This window comes from Devosia sp. 67-54 (assembly GCF_001899075.1).
GTDB lineage: Bacteria > Pseudomonadota > Alphaproteobacteria > Rhizobiales > Devosiaceae > Devosia_A.
In genome coordinates, this window is sequence record NZ_MKVA01000003.1 from 152,789 (window position 1) to 171,511 (window position 18,723).

At 68.7% G+C, this 18,723-nt stretch carries 17 protein-coding genes and 2 tRNA genes; 8 read left to right on the forward strand and 11 right to left on the reverse strand.

Going from position 1 to position 18,723, the window contains the following annotated elements; genetic code table 11:
* Nucleotides 1-96: 96 nt before the first annotated feature.
* Genes BGO82_RS03375 through BGO82_RS03390 form a run of 4 tightly spaced genes read right to left on the reverse strand, consistent with a single transcriptional unit; the run spans nt 97 to nt 2,626 of the window.
* Nucleotides 97-837 (reverse strand): TlyA family RNA methyltransferase, encoded by a 741-nt coding sequence (locus BGO82_RS03375; protein WP_291304137.1) that lies wholly within the window; start codon nt 835-837, stop codon nt 97-99.
* Nucleotides 838-840: 3 nt separating this feature from the next.
* Nucleotides 841-1,440: an SCO family protein gene (locus tag BGO82_RS03380; RefSeq protein ID WP_291304138.1), complete on the reverse strand. Its 600-nt coding sequence runs from the start codon at nt 1,438-1,440 to the stop codon at nt 841-843.
* A gap of 13 nt (nt 1,441-1,453) precedes the next feature.
* Nucleotides 1,454-1,699: an exodeoxyribonuclease VII small subunit gene (locus tag BGO82_RS03385; RefSeq protein ID WP_291304139.1), complete on the reverse strand. Its 246-nt coding sequence runs from the start codon at nt 1,697-1,699 to the stop codon at nt 1,454-1,456.
* A gap of 3 nt (nt 1,700-1,702) precedes the next feature.
* Complete coding sequence (locus BGO82_RS03390; RefSeq protein WP_291304140.1) at nt 1,703-2,626, reverse strand: histone deacetylase family protein; 924 nt, start codon at nt 2,624-2,626, stop codon at nt 1,703-1,705.
* Nucleotides 2,627-2,671: 45 nt separating this feature from the next.
* Here BGO82_RS03390 and BGO82_RS03395 point away from each other — a divergent pair, with 45 nt between their 5' ends.
* Both BGO82_RS03395 and mgtE read left to right on the forward strand, forming a co-directional pair.
* The gene (locus BGO82_RS03395; protein ID WP_291304141.1) at nt 2,672-3,601 is read left to right on the forward strand and encodes an L-threonylcarbamoyladenylate synthase; all 930 of its coding nucleotides are present in this window, start codon (nt 2,672-2,674) and stop codon (nt 3,599-3,601) included.
* A gap of 238 nt (nt 3,602-3,839) precedes the next feature.
* Nucleotides 3,840-5,189 (forward strand): magnesium transporter, encoded by a 1,350-nt coding sequence (gene mgtE, locus BGO82_RS03400; RefSeq protein ID WP_291304142.1) that lies wholly within the window; start codon nt 3,840-3,842, stop codon nt 5,187-5,189.
* A 15-nt stretch (nt 5,190-5,204) separates the two neighbouring features.
* Here mgtE and BGO82_RS03405 read toward each other — a convergent pair whose 3' ends face one another.
* Entirely contained in the window at nt 5,205-6,167 is a 963-nt protein-coding gene (locus BGO82_RS03405; protein WP_291304143.1) for a DnaJ C-terminal domain-containing protein, read from the reverse strand.
* Between the two features lie 113 nt (nt 6,168-6,280).
* On the opposite strand from BGO82_RS03405, the gene pdxH reads away from it, so the two are divergent.
* The 4 genes from pdxH to BGO82_RS03425 are packed head-to-tail and all read left to right on the forward strand — an operon-like array spanning nt 6,281 to nt 10,135.
* Nucleotides 6,281-6,916, forward strand: coding sequence for a pyridoxamine 5'-phosphate oxidase (gene pdxH, locus BGO82_RS03410; RefSeq protein ID WP_291304144.1), 636 nt, complete (start codon nt 6,281-6,283; stop codon nt 6,914-6,916).
* 59 nt (nt 6,917-6,975) lie between these two features.
* Entirely contained in the window at nt 6,976-8,199 is a 1,224-nt protein-coding gene (locus BGO82_RS03415) for a DUF898 family protein (RefSeq protein ID WP_291304145.1), read from the forward strand.
* Nucleotides 8,199-9,353: a M48 family metallopeptidase gene (locus BGO82_RS03420; RefSeq protein WP_291304146.1), complete on the forward strand. Its 1,155-nt coding sequence runs from the start codon at nt 8,199-8,201 to the stop codon at nt 9,351-9,353. Before BGO82_RS03415 ends, BGO82_RS03420 begins: the two co-directional genes overlap by 1 nt.
* Nucleotides 9,353-10,135, forward strand: coding sequence for a DUF1499 domain-containing protein (locus BGO82_RS03425; RefSeq protein WP_291304147.1), 783 nt, complete (start codon nt 9,353-9,355; stop codon nt 10,133-10,135). The genes BGO82_RS03420 and BGO82_RS03425 overlap by 1 nt, the downstream gene beginning before the upstream one ends.
* On the opposite strand, the gene BGO82_RS03430 is transcribed toward BGO82_RS03425, so the two are convergent.
* A complete protein-coding gene (locus BGO82_RS03430; protein WP_291304148.1) occupies nt 10,132-11,055 on the reverse strand; it encodes an MBL fold metallo-hydrolase in 924 nt (307 codons plus the stop codon). The two genes, BGO82_RS03425 and BGO82_RS03430, sit on opposite strands and share 4 nt — an antisense overlap.
* Nucleotides 11,056-11,129: 74 nt before the next feature.
* Here BGO82_RS03430 and BGO82_RS03435 point away from each other — a divergent pair, with 74 nt between their 5' ends.
* Nucleotides 11,130-11,735, forward strand: coding sequence for a biotin transporter BioY (locus tag BGO82_RS03435; RefSeq protein ID WP_291304149.1), 606 nt, complete (start codon nt 11,130-11,132; stop codon nt 11,733-11,735).
* Between the two features lie 63 nt (nt 11,736-11,798).
* Here the strand turns inward: BGO82_RS03435 and BGO82_RS03440 are convergent.
* Nucleotides 11,799-11,875, reverse strand: a tRNA-Pro gene (locus BGO82_RS03440).
* A 137-nt stretch (nt 11,876-12,012) separates the two neighbouring features.
* On the opposite strand from BGO82_RS03440, the gene BGO82_RS03445 reads away from it, so the two are divergent.
* Nucleotides 12,013-12,087 (forward strand) — tRNA-Gln (locus BGO82_RS03445).
* Between the two features lie 294 nt (nt 12,088-12,381).
* On the opposite strand, the gene BGO82_RS03450 is transcribed toward BGO82_RS03445, so the two are convergent.
* From BGO82_RS03450 to BGO82_RS03465, 4 genes are all read right to left on the reverse strand, one after another.
* The gene (locus BGO82_RS03450) at nt 12,382-14,922 is read right to left on the reverse strand and encodes a caspase family protein (RefSeq protein WP_291304150.1); all 2,541 of its coding nucleotides are present in this window, start codon (nt 14,920-14,922) and stop codon (nt 12,382-12,384) included.
* 388 nt (nt 14,923-15,310) lie between these two features.
* Entirely contained in the window at nt 15,311-16,138 is an 828-nt protein-coding gene (locus BGO82_RS03455) for a carbon-nitrogen hydrolase family protein (RefSeq protein ID WP_291304151.1), read from the reverse strand.
* On the reverse strand, nt 16,135-17,634 hold the full coding sequence (locus BGO82_RS03460) for a sugar ABC transporter ATP-binding protein (RefSeq protein ID WP_291304152.1): 1,500 nt from the start codon (nt 17,632-17,634) through the stop codon (nt 16,135-16,137). Before BGO82_RS03460 ends, BGO82_RS03455 begins: the two co-directional genes overlap by 4 nt.
* Nucleotides 17,635-17,650: 16 nt before the next feature.
* Nucleotides 17,651-18,706, reverse strand: coding sequence for a substrate-binding domain-containing protein (locus BGO82_RS03465; protein ID WP_291304153.1), 1,056 nt, complete (start codon nt 18,704-18,706; stop codon nt 17,651-17,653).
* Between the last annotated feature and the right edge of the window lie 17 nt (nt 18,707-18,723).

Consider the following 18,723-nt stretch of genomic DNA (forward strand, 5'->3'; position numbering starts at 1 on the left):
CGCATCACCCGTTGATTCGTCGTGTTTCGGAAACGATCGCGTCCCAACCGGGGAGGTCGGCGCCGCTCGAGCGGCTTCAATCGTCGATTGGCGATATTAGAGCGTTCGGGTGAAGAGCGCCACGATTTCTTTGTTTCCGTCCCCGCCCGCGATCGGCGAGGGCAGGGAGGCGCGATGTGTCCAGCCCTCGGCGGCCATGAACCGGACAATGCCCGCCTCGGCATCGGCGATCGCTGCTCCATCGCTGACGATCCCGCCTTTGCCCACATGCTCGCGCCCCACCTCGAACTGCGGCTTGATCAGCAGTACGGCGTCGGCGCCGGGCCGGCAGAGCGCGAGCGGCGGTGCCAGCACCTTGGCGATCGACACGAAGCTGATGTCGCAGACGACGACCTCGACCGGCTCCGGGATCTGCGCCGGCGTCAGGTCCTTGACGTTCACTCCCTCGAGCGCCACCACCTGCGGCAGGGCGCGGACAATCGGGTGCAACTGCTCGTGCCCCACGTCCACCGCATAGACCTTCGCCGCTCCGCGCTCGACCAGCACCTGCGTGAAGCCGCCGGTCGAGGCGCCGAGGTCGAGGCAGAGTCTGCCGCGAACGTCGATGGCGCCGGCATCGAGCCCCGCCAGCAGCTTCAGTGCCGCCCGCGACACATAGCCATTGGCCGGATCGTCGATCGCCACGATGTCGCCTGCGCCGACCATCGCCGCCGGCTTCAGCGCTGGAACGCCGTTCACCCGCACCGTCCCGCGCAGCACCGCATCGCGGGCCCGGGCCCGGCTCTGCACCAGGCCGCGCTGTTCGAGGGCAATGTCGAGGCGGACCCGTTCCGCCATGGCTCAGGAGCCGATCAGCCGCTTGATCTTGGCTTCGGCGCTCTGCTTGTCCTCGCCATAGGCGATGGTGCCCTCGAACTCGCCGTTCCGGCCGATCAGGAACACGTTGGCCGTGTGGTTGACCAGATAGCCTCCGGTCTTGTCGACCTGGCCCTTTTCCGAGAACACCCCGAACGACGCCTTCGCCGCGGTCGTCTGGTCGGCGTCGCCGACGAGCCCGATGATGTTGGGATCGAACGCGGCCAGGTACTCGGTCAGCACCTGCTTGGTGTCGCGCTCGGGGTCCACCGTCACGAAGATGGTGCGCAATTGCTCGGGCTTGATCCCCAGCTCCTCGCGCCACTGCACGCTCTCGGCCATGGTGGTCGGGCAGACGTCGGGGCAGAACGTATAGCCGAAGAAGACGAGGCTCGGCGTGCCCTTGAGGTCGGCCTGCGTGAACTCCCCGCCCTTGGTCGAGCTGAGCGTGAACGGCGTCCCGCTGACGCCCACCGGCAGGGCGGGCGGCCTGAACACATAGAGCGCCGTGGCCGCCAGCGCCGCCACCACCACCAGCGTCCACAGGATGATGCGCGTACGCGCGACAACGGGCGAGACTGTCATGGCCGGGCGCTCCCTACTGGTCGAGCGGCTCGGTCCCCACGGGCTTGCCGTTCTTCAGCGTGATCTTTTCGATCCGAGCTTCTGCCGCCTTGAGCAGCCCTTCGCAATGCGACTTAAGCGCCTCGCCGCGCTCGTAGATGGCGATCGATTCGGCCAGCGGCGCCTTGCCGCCCTCGAGCCGCGACACGATGCTTTCGAGCTCCGACAACGCGGCCTCGAAGCTCATGTCCTTCACGTCGTCGTTCGTCGTTTCGGCCAATATTCAGCTCATCAATGCGGTGACATGCGCGGCGACCCCGGTCGCCAGGCCCTGCCGGTCATAGCCGCCTTCCAGCAGCGAGACAATGCGCCCGCCGCAGCGGCGGTCGGCGATCTCGCGCAGCTTCAGCGTCAGCCAGGCAAAATCCTCCGGCCGCCAGTTGAGCTGCGCCAGCGGGTCGCGGTAGTCGGCGTCGAACCCGGCCGAAATCAGCAGGAAATCCGGCGCGAACGCCTCGAGTGCCGGCAGGATGATTCCGCCATAGGCCGCCTGCATCTCGTCCTTGCCGGTGCGGGCGGCCAGGGGAGCGTTGCAGATATTGCCGACGCCCCGCTCGTCACGCGCCCCGCTGCCCGGAAACAGCGGCATCTGGTGCGTCGAGCCGTAGAACACGCTGCCGTCGTTGTAGAAAATGTCCTGCGTGCCGTTGCCGTGATGCACGTCGAAATCGACGATGGCGACGCGCTCGGCGCCGAATTTCCGCTGCGCCTCGCGCGCCACCACGGCCACCGTGTTGATCAGGCAGAATCCCATCGGCCGCTCGCGTTCGGCATGGTGACCCGGCGGCCGTACCGCGCAGAAGGCATTCTCCGCCTCGCCCAGCGCCACCGCTTCCAGCGCCAGCAGCCCGCCGCCGAGCGCCGTCGCCACTGCATCCAGCGACCCGGACGAAATGAAGGTGTCCTCGTCGATCTGCGCCATGCCTTCGGCCGGCCGAATCTGCGCGAGGCGCTGGATGTGGCCGGGGGCATGGACCAGATCCGCAAGGCTCAGATCCCCCGCGACTGCATCCCTGCGCACCAGCCCGGCGAATTCCGGGGCGCTCAGCGCCTCCTCGATGGCGCGGATGCGGTCGGGCCGCTCGGGATGTCCGGGGGGCGTCTGGTGGCTCGCGAAGTTCCGCTGGCTGACGAGAAGGCTGGCCATGTTGATTCCTTGACGGCCCGGCGCGCCCTTGTCAAACAGCCGGCGATGCCGAAATCGCCCGAGATCACCGAGAATTTGGCCGAATACGCCGCCCGGCTGCGTGCCGGCGAGGTGGTGGCCTTCCCCACCGAGACCGTCTACGGCCTCGGCGCCGACGCGACCAATTCCGATGCCGTGCTCAGGATTTACGAGACCAAGGGCCGGCCGCGCTTCAACCCGCTGATCGTCCATGTCGCCGATCTGGCGATGGCGCAGCGGCTGGTCGTGTTCTCGCCGCTCGCCGAAACGCTTGCGGCGTTTTGGCCCGGCCCGCTGACCCTGGTGCTGCCGCGGCGCCCGCAGGGCGGATTGAGCGACATCGTCACCGCCGGGCTCGACACCGTCGGCATCCGCATTCCCGACCACAAGCTGGCGCTGGCGCTGATCCGGCAGGCCGGCCGGCCGCTCGCCGCGCCCTCGGCCAACCCGTCCGGCCGGCTGTCGCCGACCACCGCCGAGCAGGTGCGCCGCGGCTTTGCCGGGCGCGTCTCGGTGCTCGACGGCGGCCCGAGCCGCGCCGGGGTCGAGTCCACCATCCTTGCCGTCGACGGCGACACCGTGACCCAGCTCCGCGCCGGCGCCCTGCCGCGCGACCGGATCGAGGCCGCCCTCGGCCGCCCTGTCGCGGTCGCCCGGCCCGGCGCCGCCATCGCCTCGCCGGGCATGCTCGCGAGCCACTACGCGCCCCGCGCGCAGCTCCGCCTGAACGCCGAAGGACCGATGGGAAACGAAGCCTATCTCGCCTTCGGGCCGCGGCTGGGAACGCTCAACCTGTCGCCGGCCGGCGACCTGCATGAGGCGGCGCGCAACCTGTTCGCCATGCTGCACGAGCTCGACGAGCGGGCCGACCGCATCGCCGTGGCGCCGATTCCGCTGCACGGTCTCGGCGAAGCCATCAACGACCGGCTGCAGCGGGCCGCCGCGCCGCGCGGCTGAGCCCGCTGTCACGCGTGCCCGGTACTCGAGCGAAAGCGCGATTACGGTGCTTGACAGCATCCACCGCAAGTCGCATCTGACCAGCATCGATGCGCCAGCGCGTCGAAATGAGCGGAGTCTCAATCCCATGCCCAGCGACAGTCCCAGTCGATCGTCGATGCCGTCTGGCGCTGTGTGAGCTGAGATTTCCGGGCTCGCGCAGGTCGCCGGATGGCGATCGGCGGAAAGCGAGCCCAACATGCATACCGATATCAATGCGGCCGACCTGGCCGCGCTGCTCCCCCTGACCGCCGCAGACGCGGTGGAACTGCTCAATCCCATGGACGCGGCCGCCGCCGCGTCGATCCTTGAACGGCTGCCGTTCGCGCAGGCCGTCGGCATCCTCGAACAGCCCGAGTTGACCGATGCCTCGGCGATCGTCTCCGCCTTGCCCGAGGACCTCGCCGGCCGTCTGCTGGAAGCAATCCCCGACGACCGGGCGGCAGACGTTCTGGGGGCGCTCGAGCCTGACGTCGGAGCCCGCCTGATCCGCCGGATCGGTGCGGCCAGCCGATCCTCGATCGAGGCGCTGCTGGCCTATGCGCCGGGCACCGCCGGATCGATCATGACCACCGAATATGTCGCGGTGCCTTCGACCTTCACCGTCGGGGCGACGCTGGAGCATGTGAGGCGGGTCGAAAGGACGCGCGAAACCATCTACGCGATCTACCTGCTGGCGCCCGGCAGCGGCCGGTTGGTGCAGGTGGTGACGCTGCGTCGGCTGATCATGGGCGATCCGCTGGCGCCGGTGCTGAGCCTCGCGGCATCCACGGCGCCGGTGACGGTCGGGCCGCTGGTGTCGCGCGAGGACGCGGCCCGGCTGATCCGCCGCCACGATCTGCTGGCGCTGCCGGTGGTGGACGCGGCGCAGCATATCCTGGGGATCGTCACCGTCGACGACGTCATCGATGCGTTGATCGCCGAGCAGACCGAGGACGTTCACAAGTTCGGCGGCCTCGCGGCGCTGGAGCGGCCCTACATGCAGATCAGCTTTCTGGGCATGATCCGCAAGCGCGCCGGTTGGCTCTGCGCGCTCTTCCTCAGCGAGATGCTGACGGCCAGCGCCATGCAGACCTTCTCCGACGAGCTGAGCCGCGCCGTGGTGCTGACACTGTTCATCCCGCTGATCATGAGCTCGGGGGGCAATTCCGGCTCGCAGGCGACCTCGCTGCTGATCCGCAGCCTGGCGCTGAACGAGATCAGGTTGCGCGACTGGTGGCGGGTCGCGGCGCGCGAGCTGCCCACCGGCGTCGTCCTCGGGGCGATCTTGGGCGTCATCGGCATCGTCCGCATCAGCGCCTGGCAGGAGCTCGGACTGTTCGACTACGGGCCGCACTGGGTGCTGATCGCTGCGACCGTCGGTGCGTCCCTGGTGGGCATCGTCACCTTCGGCTCGCTCGCCGGCTCGATGCTGCCGTTCGCGCTCAAGGCGCTGCGGTTCGACCCGGCCAGCGCCTCGGCACCGTTCGTCGCGACGCTCGTCGACGTCACCGGCCTCGTGATCTACTTCAGCATCGCGCTGATTTTCCTGCGAGGCACGCTGCTCTAGCGGCGGGTCGTGGCGTCAGTCGCGCACCTTGTACGGCTTCTGGTCGCGCCAGAAGCGCATCAGGCTTTCGAGGTCGGGGTCGCCGTTTTCCGGCAGCACGATCTTGAGGCTGGCGTAGAGGTCGCCATTGCCGTGCAGGCCCTTGCCCTTGAGGCGCAGCGCCTTGGCGGTGTTGATGTTGGGCGGCAGGGTCAGCTCGGCCGAGCCGTCCAGCGTCGGCACCCGCACCTTGCCCCCCAGCACCGCCTCGTACAGCGTGATCGGCACGTCGACGCGCAGATCGGCGCCGTCGCGGCGGAATTTCGGATGTCGCTCGAACTTCACCGTGACGATGGTGTCGCCCGGCTCGCCGCCCCAGGGCGAAACCTGGCCCTGGCCCTTGAGCCGGATCTGCTGGCCGTCCTCGACCTTGTCGGGCAGCTTGACGTTGACGACCTTGTTGTTGGGCAGCCGCAGCGGCACCGAACCGCCCCTGTGGGCGTCTTCGAGGCTCACGGCGATCGTCGCCTGCGTGTCCTCGCCCTTGGCCTGCGGCTGGCGGGCGCCGCCGGCAAAACCCTGGCTGAAGCCGCCGCTGCCGGCGCCACCGAACGGATCGAACCCGCCGCCGCGGCCGCCGCGCGCCTGCGCGCCGCCGAAGCCGCTCATGAATTCCTTGAGGATGTCCTCGGCCGAAAACCCGCCCGCCGCCGACGCCCCGGCGCCCCGGCGCGCGCCGCCGCCCATGCCGCCGCCGTTGAAGCCGGCGAATTTCGGATTGCCGTCGGCGTCGATCTCGCCGCGGTCGAAGGCCGCCTTCTTGTCCTTGTCGGTGAGGAAATCGTAGGCAGCCGAAATCTCGGCGAACTTCTGCTGCGCCTTCGGGTCGGATCGGTTCTGATCGGGGTGATTGGCCTTGGCCAGCTTGCGGTAAGCCGACTTCAAGTCCTTCTCGCTCACAGAACGAGGCACCCCGAGCACGCTGTAGGGATCGCGCATTGGGTTCCTTCGAAATCTTTGGGCGGATTGAAACTCCGCCCCGTCGCGACCTATATGGCCACGCGGTCCCGGCTTGTCCAGATCGCCCAAAGCCTTGTGGAGCGCGTATTTTCATGGCCGCAGACACCCTTTCGGGCCGAATCTTCAACGACGACGACAGCGCCCCGATCGACCCCTTCGCGCTGTTCGAGGACTGGTTCGCCGCCGCCAGGGCGAGCGAGCCCAACGACCCGCATGCCATGGCGCTGGCCAGCGTCGACAAGACCGGCCTGCCCGATGTACGCATGGTGCTGATGAACGCCCGCGACCACCGCGGCTTCGTATTCTTCACCAATTTCGACAGCCGCAAGGGCGAGGAACTGCTGGCCCATCCCAAGGCGGCGCTGGTCTTTCACTGGAAGTCGCTGCGCCGCCAGGTGCGCGCCCGCGGGCCGGTAGAGGTGGTGGCGCCGGAGGAAGCCGACGCCTATTTCGCCACCCGTTCGCGCACCAGCCAGCTCGGCGCCAATGCCAGCCGGCAGTCGCAGCCGCTCGCCAGCAGGGCCGAACTGATGCAGGCGGTCGAGCGCGTGCGCGCCGGCATCGGCGACGACAACCCGGTACCGCGGCCCAGGCACTGGTCGGGCTTTCGCATCATCCCCACCGAGATCGAGTTCTGGCAGGATGGCGAGTTCCGCCTGCACGACCGGGTGCGCTTCACCCGTGCCGATTCGATCGGCCCGTGGACACGCCAGCGCCTCTACCCGTGATCCCTTGCGGCCCGCCGCGTCGCATGAAATCGTAAGTCACGGGCAAGTCGTCGGAAACCATGAACGATACGGCGTCAGCGGCGAGGGTGGGGCGCGTCGAGTTCACCGGCTCGCGGCACGAGCTGTTCGGCATCGTCATCCGCGGTTATGCGCTGATGCTGCCCACCATCGGGCTCTACCGCTTCTGGCAGGCCACCTGGAAGCGCCGCTTCTACTGGCAGAACACGGTCATCGACGGCGATCCGCTGGAATATACCGGCACCCCCACGCAATTGCTGCTCGGCTTTTTCTTCGCGCTCGCATTTTTCCTGCCGATCTACGTCGCGCTCTTCGTTCTCGCCATGCAGGAGAGCACGCTGGTCGTCCTCGGCTATCTCGGCATCGGGCTGATTGTCTGGTTCCTGATGGGCTATGCCACCTACCGGGCGCGCGATTTCCGCCTGTCGCGCACGCTCTGGCGCGGCATCCGCTTCGACCTGCGCGGCAACGCCTGGGCCTACGCACTGCGCCGCTTCCTGTGGTCCATCCTGATGGTCGCAACGCTCGGCCTCGTCTATCCATGGATGGCGTCGAGCCTGTGGAAATACCGCTGGCGCAACACCTGGTTCGGCGACCGCAAATTCGACATCGCCGGCAATTGGCGCGCCTTCGCTGCCCCGTACTACGCCACCTATCTCCTCAACCTCCTGACCATCGGCGGCGCCCTGATCTGGGCCGTTTCGACCCACGATTTCGTGCTCGTCGGCGCGCTTCCGGTCCCCGGTGCGCTGTCGTGGCTGGCAGCCATCGGCTGCGTCGTCGTCTTCGCGCTGAGCCTTGCCTGGTACCGCACCCGCACGGCCTCGCGCATGCTTTCGACCGTCTCCTGCGGCGAGGCGGCGCTGACGGTGAGGCTGGGGACTGGCGCCCTGTTCGGCCAGTTCGTCGCCTACGTCTTCGGCGTCCTCGGCGTGCTGCTGCTGCTCGGGCTCACGGCCGCGCTGGTGCTCGGCGGCATTTACGCCATGGCCTCGGCGGGCGGTAAGGCCGACGCGGCATCCATCGTCTCGATGTTCCAGTCGGGCACGCTCAACGTGGCGCTGCTGATCGTCGCCTACCTCGTCGTCCTCGGCGCCTTCGGCATGCTCGCCGAAGTGGTGCTGAGCTTCGGCTGGTGGCGGCTGCTGGCGCGCGGCGCGAGCCTCTCCAACCCCGATAGCCTGCGCAGCGTGCGGGCCACCGCCGAGGACCGTGCGCTGATCGGGCAGGGGCTCGCCGACGCGCTCAATGTGGGGGCGTATTGATGGAGTTCGCCGCCCGCTACACCGACGGCCTCACCGCCGATGTCCGCGACGTGCTCGGCGTCATCGACCTCGCCGCCGATCCGGTGGCGCTGGTCATCCTCGATGCGCAGAGCCGCGAGGTGATCGACCGCTGGCCGGCGCTTGACGTCTATCTGCTGCATTCGCGCATGGCCGAGCTCAGGATCGCCAATCGCCAGAAGTCGCCCGGCGCCCGCCTCGCCGTCGCCGGCATTGCCGACACGCGCAGCGCGCTCGCGGCTCTGCCGACGCTGGCGCAGCGCCAGCGCGCCGAAGGCTGGGGGCAGTTCCGCATCCTGGTGCTGGCGACCGCCGCGCTGGCGTCGGTGATCGTCGCCTATCTCTACGGCATCCCGCTGCTCGCCGATCGCCTCGTGCCCTACGTGCCGCCCGCCTGGGAGAGCAAGATCGGCGACACCGCCGCGGCGCAGGTCGAAAATTCGATGACCAAGGGCAAGGGCTATGTGTTGTGCGACCCCGACCCCAACTCCGTCGGCAACCGCGCCATCGCCCGCTTCGTCGCCAACGTCTTCGACGGGCTCGGCTCGCCCTTTTCGCCGCACGTCACCGTGGTCCGCTCCCCCATCGCCAACGCCTTCGCGCTGCCCGGCGGCCGGACCTACTACCTGTCGAGCCTGATCCAGGCAGCCCGCACGCCTGACGAATTTGCCGGCGTGCTCGCGCACGAGCTCGGCCACGTCTACTATCGGCACGGCATGGAAACCCTGCTCGCAAACTCGACCACCGGCCTGCTCGTCGGCTTCGTCCTCGGCGACATGACCGGCATTTCGGCCGCCGCCGCCGTCGGCACCTCGCTGATCGACAACCGCTTCTCGCGCCGCGCCGAAGCGCAGGCCGACCGCTTCGCCGCCGAAACCGCGCAACGCCTCGGCTTCAGCCCGAAGGGGCTGGTGGACCTGCTCGAACGTGTCGCCCGGGACGACGAGTTCTCGCGCGCCCTGGCGCTGTTCTCCAACCATCCGCTGACCGACGAGCGCCGCGCCGCGCTTGAGGCGCTGGCGACGCCCGTCGCCGACCCGCGGCCGATCTTCACCGCCGCCGAATGGCAGGCGATCCGCGACATGTGCCCGCCGGCGCCGCCGCCACCGCTGCCCAAGCCGGTCTCGGTGCTCTGATGCGCATTCTCATCCGCACCTCGAAATGGGCGATCTGGGCGCGCCGGGTGGGGGCGTTGGCCCTGCCGCTGGCGCTGATCCCGGTGCTGCTGCATCGCGCCCACGTCATCACCAGCGACAATTTCCTGACCATCGAGACGATCGCGCTGGGCCTCGCAGCGCTGGCCGTGCTGATGGCCATCGTCGCCTTCATCCGCCTGTGGTTCACCGGCGACCAGGGCTGGTGGAAGGCGACGCTGGCCTTCGTCTTCGGCCTCGTCTGCCTCGCCCCGCTCGGCTATTTCGGCTATCTCTATTTGCGCCAGCCCGCCTCGCCCGACATCTCCACCGACTTCACCAATCCGCCGGCGCTGGTGAGCTACATCGACGCCCGCTTCATCACCCCCGGGCAGCGCGCCGCGCTCGAGGCACAGTTTCCCAACGCCCGCTCGCGCAACTACCCGATCGCGGCGCCCGAAATGTTCGATGCCGTGGCCGATCTCGTCGACGATCGCGGCTGGGACGTGCGCGCCTCCCGCCGCCCCGCCACGCAGGTCGAGAGCGGCGAGCTCAACGCCGTCATCACCACGCTGCTCGGCTTTCGCGAGGAGGTGGCGATCCGCGTCACCGGCACCGCCGACGGCACCACCATCGCCATGCGCTCGGCCTCGCTCTCGACCTTCCCCGATTTCGGCGAGAACGGGCAGCGCGTCGAAGCCTTCATGCTCGACCTCGACAACCAGGTGACGCTGATGCTGCGCAACGCCACGCCCGCCCAGCCGGGCGACAATGGCGACGGCTAGGGCCTGGCCGGCGACAGGCGCAGGCCGAACAGGGTGCGGTGCATGTGGATGCGGTGCTGGTCGTCGAGATATTCGACATGCGCCCGCAGATTGAGCGTCGCGGCGAAGCGCAGCATCGGCGACAGCGTCGGATAGATCCGGCGCAGCAAGTCGCCGATGCTGCGCGCCCCGCCATCGACCGCGTCGGCAATCTGCCGGTTGCGCAATTCGCGATGCGCCAGCAGGGCGCGCGCGAAACCGGCGCCGTCGGCGATCGGCCCGCCATGCGCCGGCACATAGCGCCGCGCGCCGAGGCCGATGAGCTTGCGCAGCGAGGCGAGATAATCCGCCATCGAGCCGTCGGGCACCGCCACCAGAGTGGAGTTCCAGCCCATCACATGGTCGCCCGACAGCAGCAGGTCGCTGCCGTCGATCCCGAAGCAGAGGTGATTGGCGCAATGGCCGGGCGTGGTGATCGTGGTGAGGCGGATGCCGCCGACGTCCACCTGCTCGCCGTCGACCAGCGTGCGGTCCGGCACCAGCGCCCAGTCGCAGTCGCGGCCGATCGGATTGCGCTCGAACGGACGGAGCGGCCGGCTCAGCCGGTGCGGCCCGCCGAACCACAGCGGCGCGCCGAGCTCGGCCTTGAGCCGCGCCGCGCTCGCCGAATGGTCGCTGTGCGTGTGCGTGAGGATGATCGCCTCGACCGGACGCCTGGCGATGGCCTGCCGCAGCGCCGCGAGGTGCCGCGGATCGTCCGGCCCCGGATCGAGCAACGCCACCCGGCCGTCCCCGATCACGAAGCTGTTGGTGCCGGTGAAGGTGAAGGGGCCGCCATTGGGGGCGGTGACCCGGCCGATCCCCGGCGCGACCGCAACCAATTGCCCGGTTTGCGGGTCGAAGCTGGTGTCGAGGGGCAGGGGAGGCGGGGTGTCGGCCATTGCGCTCCAACGGGTCAAAGTCTAGAAACTGCGTGGATCCACGCCCAATAGAAGGTAACGCAATGGCCGCTGCAATGACCACTTCCAACACTTTGTTGGAGACGTTCCAGCCCCGCACGCGCACTGCGCGCCTCGTCGGCAATATCGTGCTCGTCGTGCTCGGCACCGCGTTGCTGACGCTGTCGGCCAAGTTCAGCGTGCCGGTCTGGCCCGTACCGGTGACGCTGCAGACCGCGGCGGTCGCTGCGCTCGCCGCCGCCTTCGGCTGGCGCATCGGCGTCGCCACCGTCGCCGCCTACATCCTCGAGGGCCTCGCCGGCCTGCCGGTGTTCGCCGGCGCCGTGGCCGGCCCGGCCTATCTGCTGGGGCCGACCGGCGGCTTCATCGTCAGCTGGCTGGCGATGGCCGCGATCATCGGCGTCGCCGCCGATCGCGGCCTGTCGCGCCGCATGCTGCCGCTGTTCGCGGTGATGCTGCTGGGCGACGCGGTGAGCTTCGCCGTCGGCTATGGCTGGCTGGTGACCGTGCTCGCGAGCCTCAAGGGCGTCGGCATCGGCGACGTGCTGGGCAGCGCCTTCGACGGCGCGATCAAGCCGTTCGTCGTCTGGGACATCCTGAAGATGGCGCTGGCCGCCGTCACCATCTCGGCCGCCTGGGCCGCGTTCCGCAAGCGCGCCTGAGGCAAATCTGTCGGGGAGTTGTCGGTAAAGGAAAAGGCCGGTCGCGAAGACCGGCCTTTCTGTTGGTCGGAGTAGCGTGATTCGAACACGCGACCCCCTGCTCCCGAAGCAGGTGCGCTACCAGGCTGCGCTATACTCCGAAAAGGTCCCGGGCAGGCGGCTCGCCCACCGGAATGGCCGGCGTTATAGCGGCGCCTCCCGCCCGTTTCAAGCGCCGTTTCCGCCCCACCTCCATCGCGTTGCGCGCCCACGCTTTAGCGTGTAGGAACCGCGCCGTTGGGGCGTCGCCAAGTGGTAAGGCAGCGGTTTTTGGTACCGCCATTCCTAGGTTCGAATCCTAGCGCCCCAGCCAGTTTTGCCTTCAAAGCCCCGCGCTGCCTGACCTTCCACCCATCTGGGTGGGCTGCGTAGCACAAGGGTGTGTGGCACAAGACGGTCACGCTGAGGTCCATGCCCGCGAAAGGGAGGCTTCTTGGCGCGCATTCCCTATGCCTACGGTGCGGCGCGATCTGCTATTGGCGGCGCTGGATTCCGGGTTGTCACGAGCGCGCGACACGTGCTTCCTCGTATCCTAAAGGAGATGTCACCGTCACATCCCCTAATCTTAGATTTTCTGTGCGCGCTATTGGCCGTGCCGCAAGGCGGCTCAGGACCAGGCTTGCAAGATCTGGTCGAACGTCGCCAGCCGTTGGGCGAAGTAGTCCTGCAACTGGCCCTGCGCCGCATAATAGTCGCGCGCCTCGACGACGTCGCTCCGGCCTTCCTCGACCATCGCCTTGTCGCCGATATCGACGCCGTGCATGCCGAGCGCCCAGCCGAGATCGTTCATGCTGCGCGCCCACAGCGCCGGCGCCGCCGCCCTGGTGCGCACCTCGAGGGCGGCGCGGAACGACGCGATGGCTTGCTCCAGCACACTCTGGTCGCCGAGCGTACCGAGATCGACCAGGGCATGGCCGAGCCCGGCTTCGGCCAGCGCCCAGTCGAACGGCACCGTCTCGCGCGGCAGGGCGCCGAGCGCGCCGCGGAACGTCTCCGCCGCCTGCTTCACCTCGTCGGCACTGTTGTCCGCTTCCGCCAGCGTCAGTTGCGCGGCCCCCAGATTGATCGTCGTGATCCCCCAGTCGAGCGGCATCGTCTCGCGCGGCCTGAGCTCGAGCACGGCGTCGAACAGGCCGAACGCCTCGGTCATGTGCGCCCGGTCGTGGTCGGCGTTGAAGCCGCTGATGAGGACGGCCGCGAGATTGCCGGCGGTCGTGGCCCAGTCGGTGGTCGATCGTGCCTCGCCGAGCGCGGCCAGCCCGTCGCGCAGCGCCGCGATGGCCTCGAAGCTGAAGCGGCTGTCGCCCTCGAGCGTGGCCAGCGTCTGCAGCACATTGCCGATGCTGGTCTGCATCATGCCCCAGCCGTAGGCATCCTGCTGCCGGTCGATGCGCGCCAGCGCCTCGCGGTAGGTCGCCAGCGCCCGCTCCGCCATTGGCGCGTCGCCGGTGCGGCCGGCGAGGTCCCATAGAGCGTTGCCCAGGCCGGACAGCGCCACCGCCCGCAGCGCCGGGTCGTCCCCGCTGCCCTCCGCCGCGGCCTGGAACGCGGTGACGGCGGCTTCGAGCGGCTGGGGGTCGCTGCTGCGCTCGCCGCTGATCGCGAGCGCGATGCCATAGTCGCTTTCGATCGCCGACCACTGCTCTTGCAGCCCCGCCGTCGACGCCCGCGACAGTAGGTGCGGATAGAGCGCCAGCGCCTGGGCCAGCGCGCCGCCCTCGTCGCTCTGGCGCCCGAGCCGGCTCAGCGCCAGCGCCTGCATCGCGCCGTAGCGAACAGCGAGCGCCTCGTCCCAGCGGTCCACCTGCGCGAGAGCTTCGGCGAATTTCCCGGCCGCCACGCGATAGTCGAAATTGAGCATCGCCGTCTGTGCGTGCTCCGCAAAGGTCTGGCCCAGTTCCAGCCGGTCGGATTTGAGCTGATCTTCGAGCGCGTCGCGCTGCTTCGCCAGATCCTCGGCCCGCGCGCTGGCCGCCGCGCGATATTTCAACGCCAGGCCGATCGCGCCTTCCTGTTGCGCCCGGTCGGCGAGCCCGCTCAGCCGCCTGAGCTCGTCGTCCTGCTTCACCGCGCCGGGCTGCTGCGCCAGCAGCGCCTTGAGCTGCAACGCGCCTTCGCGCAACTGGCTCTCGAGGTCGGCCTGGCCCTTGCCGGTATCGACGCCCAGCACGTCGAGCATGCCGTAGAGCGCGTCGAGCGGCACCGCCTGGCTCGTCGCCACGGTCTCGACATAGGCCCTGGTCGCGTCCGGCGTGGCCGCGATCGACAGCAGCAGGTCGCGCCGGCCCTGCTTGATCGCCGCCTCGTCGGGGTCCTTGTCGACGATCGGCCGGCCGAACTGCAGCACGCGCCGCAGCGAGGAGTTGACCCAGGGCAGTTGCCGCGCCCTGGTCTTGAGATAGACCTCCTCGCTCACCATCGTCATGACGTCGGCGAACGAATAGCCGCCGGCGCCCAGATGCTTCAGCAGGGCGGCGGCATAGGGCGAGTTCTCTTCTCCCGGGGCGCCGTCGAGCGCCGGCTGTCCGGGCGCCGCGGCAAAGCCGATGACCATGCCGAGGCTGTCGGCCGACACGCCCGGGCGCGCCAGCGGAACCGGGCCGCGCAGCTCGCCCAGGCCGGACGGCGCAATCGGCAGCGGCGCCGGCGCGCCCGGCGGCTGCACCGTCAATCCGGCGGGAAACAGCTCGCTGCGGCAGGCATCGAGCAGCGCGATCGTCACCGGCACGGTTCGGGCGAGACGATCGAGAAGCTGCGACACCTCGATCACGTCGGCGCCCGCCGCCTGCGGCGAGCTCAAATCCGCATCGACGGGCACGAGGTAGTTCTGCCCGCCGGCCGCGAAGCCATGGCCCGAATAATAGATCAGCGCCACGTCGGCATCGGCGGCGTCTTCGACGAAGCGCGCAATCTTCTCCCGCAGCTTGTCACCGTCGGCATCGAGCACCCGCGTAACGTCGAAGCCGAGCTTGTCGAGCAGGTCGTCCATCGCCCGCGCATCGTTCCCGGGGTTGCCGAGCTTGGGCAGCGCCGCATAGTCCGCCTCGCCGACCACCAGCGCCACGCCGCGCAGCCGCGGAGCGTCGGCATGCGCCGCCCCGACCATGAACAGCATGGCCGCAAACGCAGCAAGAGCGAGCCAGCGCAAATCCAATCCCCCAGACTGCCGAGCAGCACGGGAGCTATCTCAGCATGTCGTCGCGAAGATGGCAGCAGCAATCTCGCGCGCCGACCACGAAGCAAGTTTGCAGATGAGTTCGATGTGAATGACCCACAGATTGTCGTCGAGGCTGGGTCGATGCGCCGATGTCGCCGAGACGATCCTGGGCCAGGCGCTGACCGGAGGGCAGGGTTGAATCCGTCGTGCCAAGCCGAACTGCCAGATGCTGCGCCTACGGCGTTGGTCGGGTGTGCGGTCGGATCTGCACGCCGTGGCGGTGACATGCAGCAATCACGTCACCGCTGACGCCGCTTCTCGGCTTCTTCGGCATGCCGGACAAGAGAGGGCCTCACCTCCCACGCCCGTCAGTTTCCGCTCAATACACGCCTGGGCGGCGATCGGCGCGGTAGGTTGCGATGCTGCGCCACTGGGCGAGCGCCTCGCTCTCGTGAACGATGTCGGCCGTGGCGACCGCCTCCTGGTTGCCGGCCGAGGCCAGGACCTTGCCCGAAGGGGAAACGATGCACGAGTGGCCGAGTGAGTCGAAGCCGGCTTCGGAGCCGATGCAGTTGGCCATCACCAGCCACACGCCGTTCTCGAGCGCCCTGGTGAGGGCCAGCGACTCCACCGCCTCTCCGGTCCAGCCCATGCCGCGCTGGAAATCGTTCGAGATCCAGTTGGTGCTGTTGATGACGATCTCGGCGCCGTCATCCACCAGCCGGCGAATGAACTCGGGGAACATGAAGTCGTAGCAGATGCTCAGGCCGATCCGGCCGAGCGCTGTGTCGATCACGACCGGCGTGTCGCCGGCGCCGTACCATTCGCGCTCGGCCGAGAACAGGTGCACCTTGCGATAGGTGGCGACCCGCTTGCCTTCCGGCGAAAACACGAGCTGCGCGTCGTAGTATGTGCCGTCGGCGACGATCGCCATGCCGACGGCGAGATACACGCCGCACTCCCCCGCCAGCGCCGCGAGCGCAGTGGCGGAGGGGCCGTCCTCGGGCTCGGCGAGCCGATCCAGCCGGTCGGCGATGAAGTAGCCGGTCGTGGCCGTCTCGGGCACCACGACGAGCCGGGCCCCGTCGCGCGCGGCGCCGCGGACCATCGCACCGATCCGCGCGAGGTTGCCCGCCACATCGTCGGGCACGGGGTGCAACTGCGCGACAGCGGCGAGGATGGGGTCGGTTCGCGAGAGAGCGCTCATGCGGTTTCCTCGTTCGTCATCGTGCCGCCGGCGGCGGCGGTGAGGATTGCGGCTTCGCTGGCGGCCTCGACGGGCATCCTGGCGACGAAGCGCCGATCCGACATCACCACGATGCGGTGCGCGAGCCCCAGCAACTCGTCGATCTCGGACGAGATGACGATCATGGCCGTGCCCTGCATGGCAAGTTCGCGCAGCAGGTCATGGATTTCGGCCTTGGCCCCCACGTCCACCCCGCGGGTCGGCTCGTCGATGACCAGAAGCTTCGGCGCCATCATCAGGGCGCGCCCCAGCACGACCTTCTGCTGGTTGCCCCCCGAGAGCTTGCCGATCGGCGTGTCGAGGCTCGCCGCGACCAGCCGCAGCCGATGGAGGATGGACTGCGACTTTTCTCGTTCGCTGCCGCGGTTGCGGAGGCCGAGACGGCCGAGCAATGGCAGCGCGGCGGCAGTGGCGTTGCCGATGATGTCGATGCCCGCGAAGATTCCGTCGCGCTTGCGATCCTCGGTGAGGTACACCACGCCGCCGCGCATCGCCGCTTCCGGCGTCCGGTTGTTGAGGGCCGTGCCGTTGACCGTGATGCGGGTGGCAGCCGTCCTGCCGCCGGCGCCGACCAGTGCGCGGGCGAAGGTCGTCCGCCCCGCCCCGACGAGGCCGGCGAGCCCCAGGATCTCGCCACGCTGCACGGTGATGGCCTGAGTGCCGTCTGCGGTGGTGTAGTCAATGTCGAAGCAGGGTGCGTCGGCGGGTACGGCGCTGCGTTGCGGCGTCGAGCGCCGGCTCTCTCCGATCATCATGTGGACGAGACTGTCCATCGAGAGGTCGGCAATCGGGCGCGTGCCCACCTTGCTGCCGTCGCGCATCACGGTCACGCGGTCGGCGATGGCGAGCACTTCCTCGAGCCGGTGCGACACATAGAGGATGAGCATCCCCTCGCCGCGCAGCTGGCGCATGATGGCGAAAAGGTTGTCCTGCTCGCTGAGCGAGAGCACCGCCGTGGGCTCGTCCAGAATGAGGATGCGCGCCTTGAACGACAGCGCGCGCACGATCTCTACCAATTGCTGCTCGGCGACACTGAGCCCGGACACCTCGATGCGTGGATCGAGCCCGATGTTGAAGCGCAACAGGAGCTGCGCCGCGTCGGCGTTGAGCCGGGCCTCGTCCACCAGCCCGAACGCGCCGCGCGGCTCGCGGCCGAGAAAGATGTTGCGTGCCACGCTGAGCTGCGGCACGAGGCTGAACTCCTGATAGACGGTGGCAACGCCAGCCGCCTGGGCTGCCAGCGGGCTCGTGAGCCGCACCGGCGCGCCATCGAGCAGGATTTCGCCGCCCGTCGGTGCCGTAACGCCGGAGATCAGGTTCATCAGCGTGGACTTGCCGGCGCCATTGGCTCCGACGATGGCGTGGATCTCTCCGGCATCGCCGGAAAAATCCACGCCCTGGAGCGCCGCTACACCCGGATAGTGCTTGTGGAGGTTGCGGACCTCGAGCAAAGGCATGCGGCTGGTCGTCCCGTTACTGCGGCAGGAACTCGGCGGGCAGGTCGCTCGCCCACCAGTCGTCCGGCCGATCGGGCGCCGTCAACGGTCCGATATCCGCCGGCGCGACGTATTCCGACGGCACGGCGATGCCGCGCGTCACCGGTTTGCCGGCAAGGATATCCATGCCGATCTGCACCGCCACCTGGCCGGCCCGCGTCGGGAAGGTCACCGCGCCACCCTGCTTGTGGGCCGCGACCCATTTCAGCCAGCCATTGTACTCGTCGCCCGGGGAGAACACGGTCTCGCCCAGCCGCCCGGCTTCATCGAACGCCTCGGCCATGCCGATCGACATCTGGCCTGCGGGCGAATAGACGCCATCGATCTCGGGGAAGCGTTGCAGCAGGTTCTCGGTGATCTGCTTGGCTTTGGCGCGGTTCCAGTCGCCATACTCGACGCTGAGCAACTGGACGTCCGGATATTCCTTCAGCACCGTGTTGAGCGCGTCGAGCTGGTCGACTGCGGCGGTCGTGCCGGCGATGGGCAGCATGGCGACGATCTTGCCCTTGCCGCCGATGTCGGTCATCAGGTGCCGCGCCACCATCTCGCCCAGCTTCCACTGGCTGATATAGGCATTGGATACGACGCCCGGCGCGTCGGTGAAGCCGCCGCCGGCCTGCACCGTCGGCACGCCGGCATCGACGGCGCGCTTCAGCACATCGGCCACCGAGGCATCGTCCACCGGCCAGTAGATCAGCAGGTCGATGTTCTGGCGCAGCAGATCCTCGATGTCGGACACCTGCTTGGCCGGATTGAACGCGGCATCGGTGACCACCACCTCGCTCACATTGTGCTTGCTGGCTTCCCAGCGCACATGCTGCAGGGCGAACACCACCCATGAGTTGGCAAGATAGCCGGCTGAGACGCCGATCTTGTACGGGCCCTCCTTCTTGAAGGCGGTGGTGTCGACCGTTTCCGCGGCCTTGGCGGTCTGTGCCGCGTCGCTTGCCTGGTCGGCGAACGCCGGACCGACGGCAAGCGACGCGGTGGCGAGGGCAGCCACCCCTAGTAGCAGTCGTCGCGTGAGTTTCATGTTGTCCATCCCTGTTG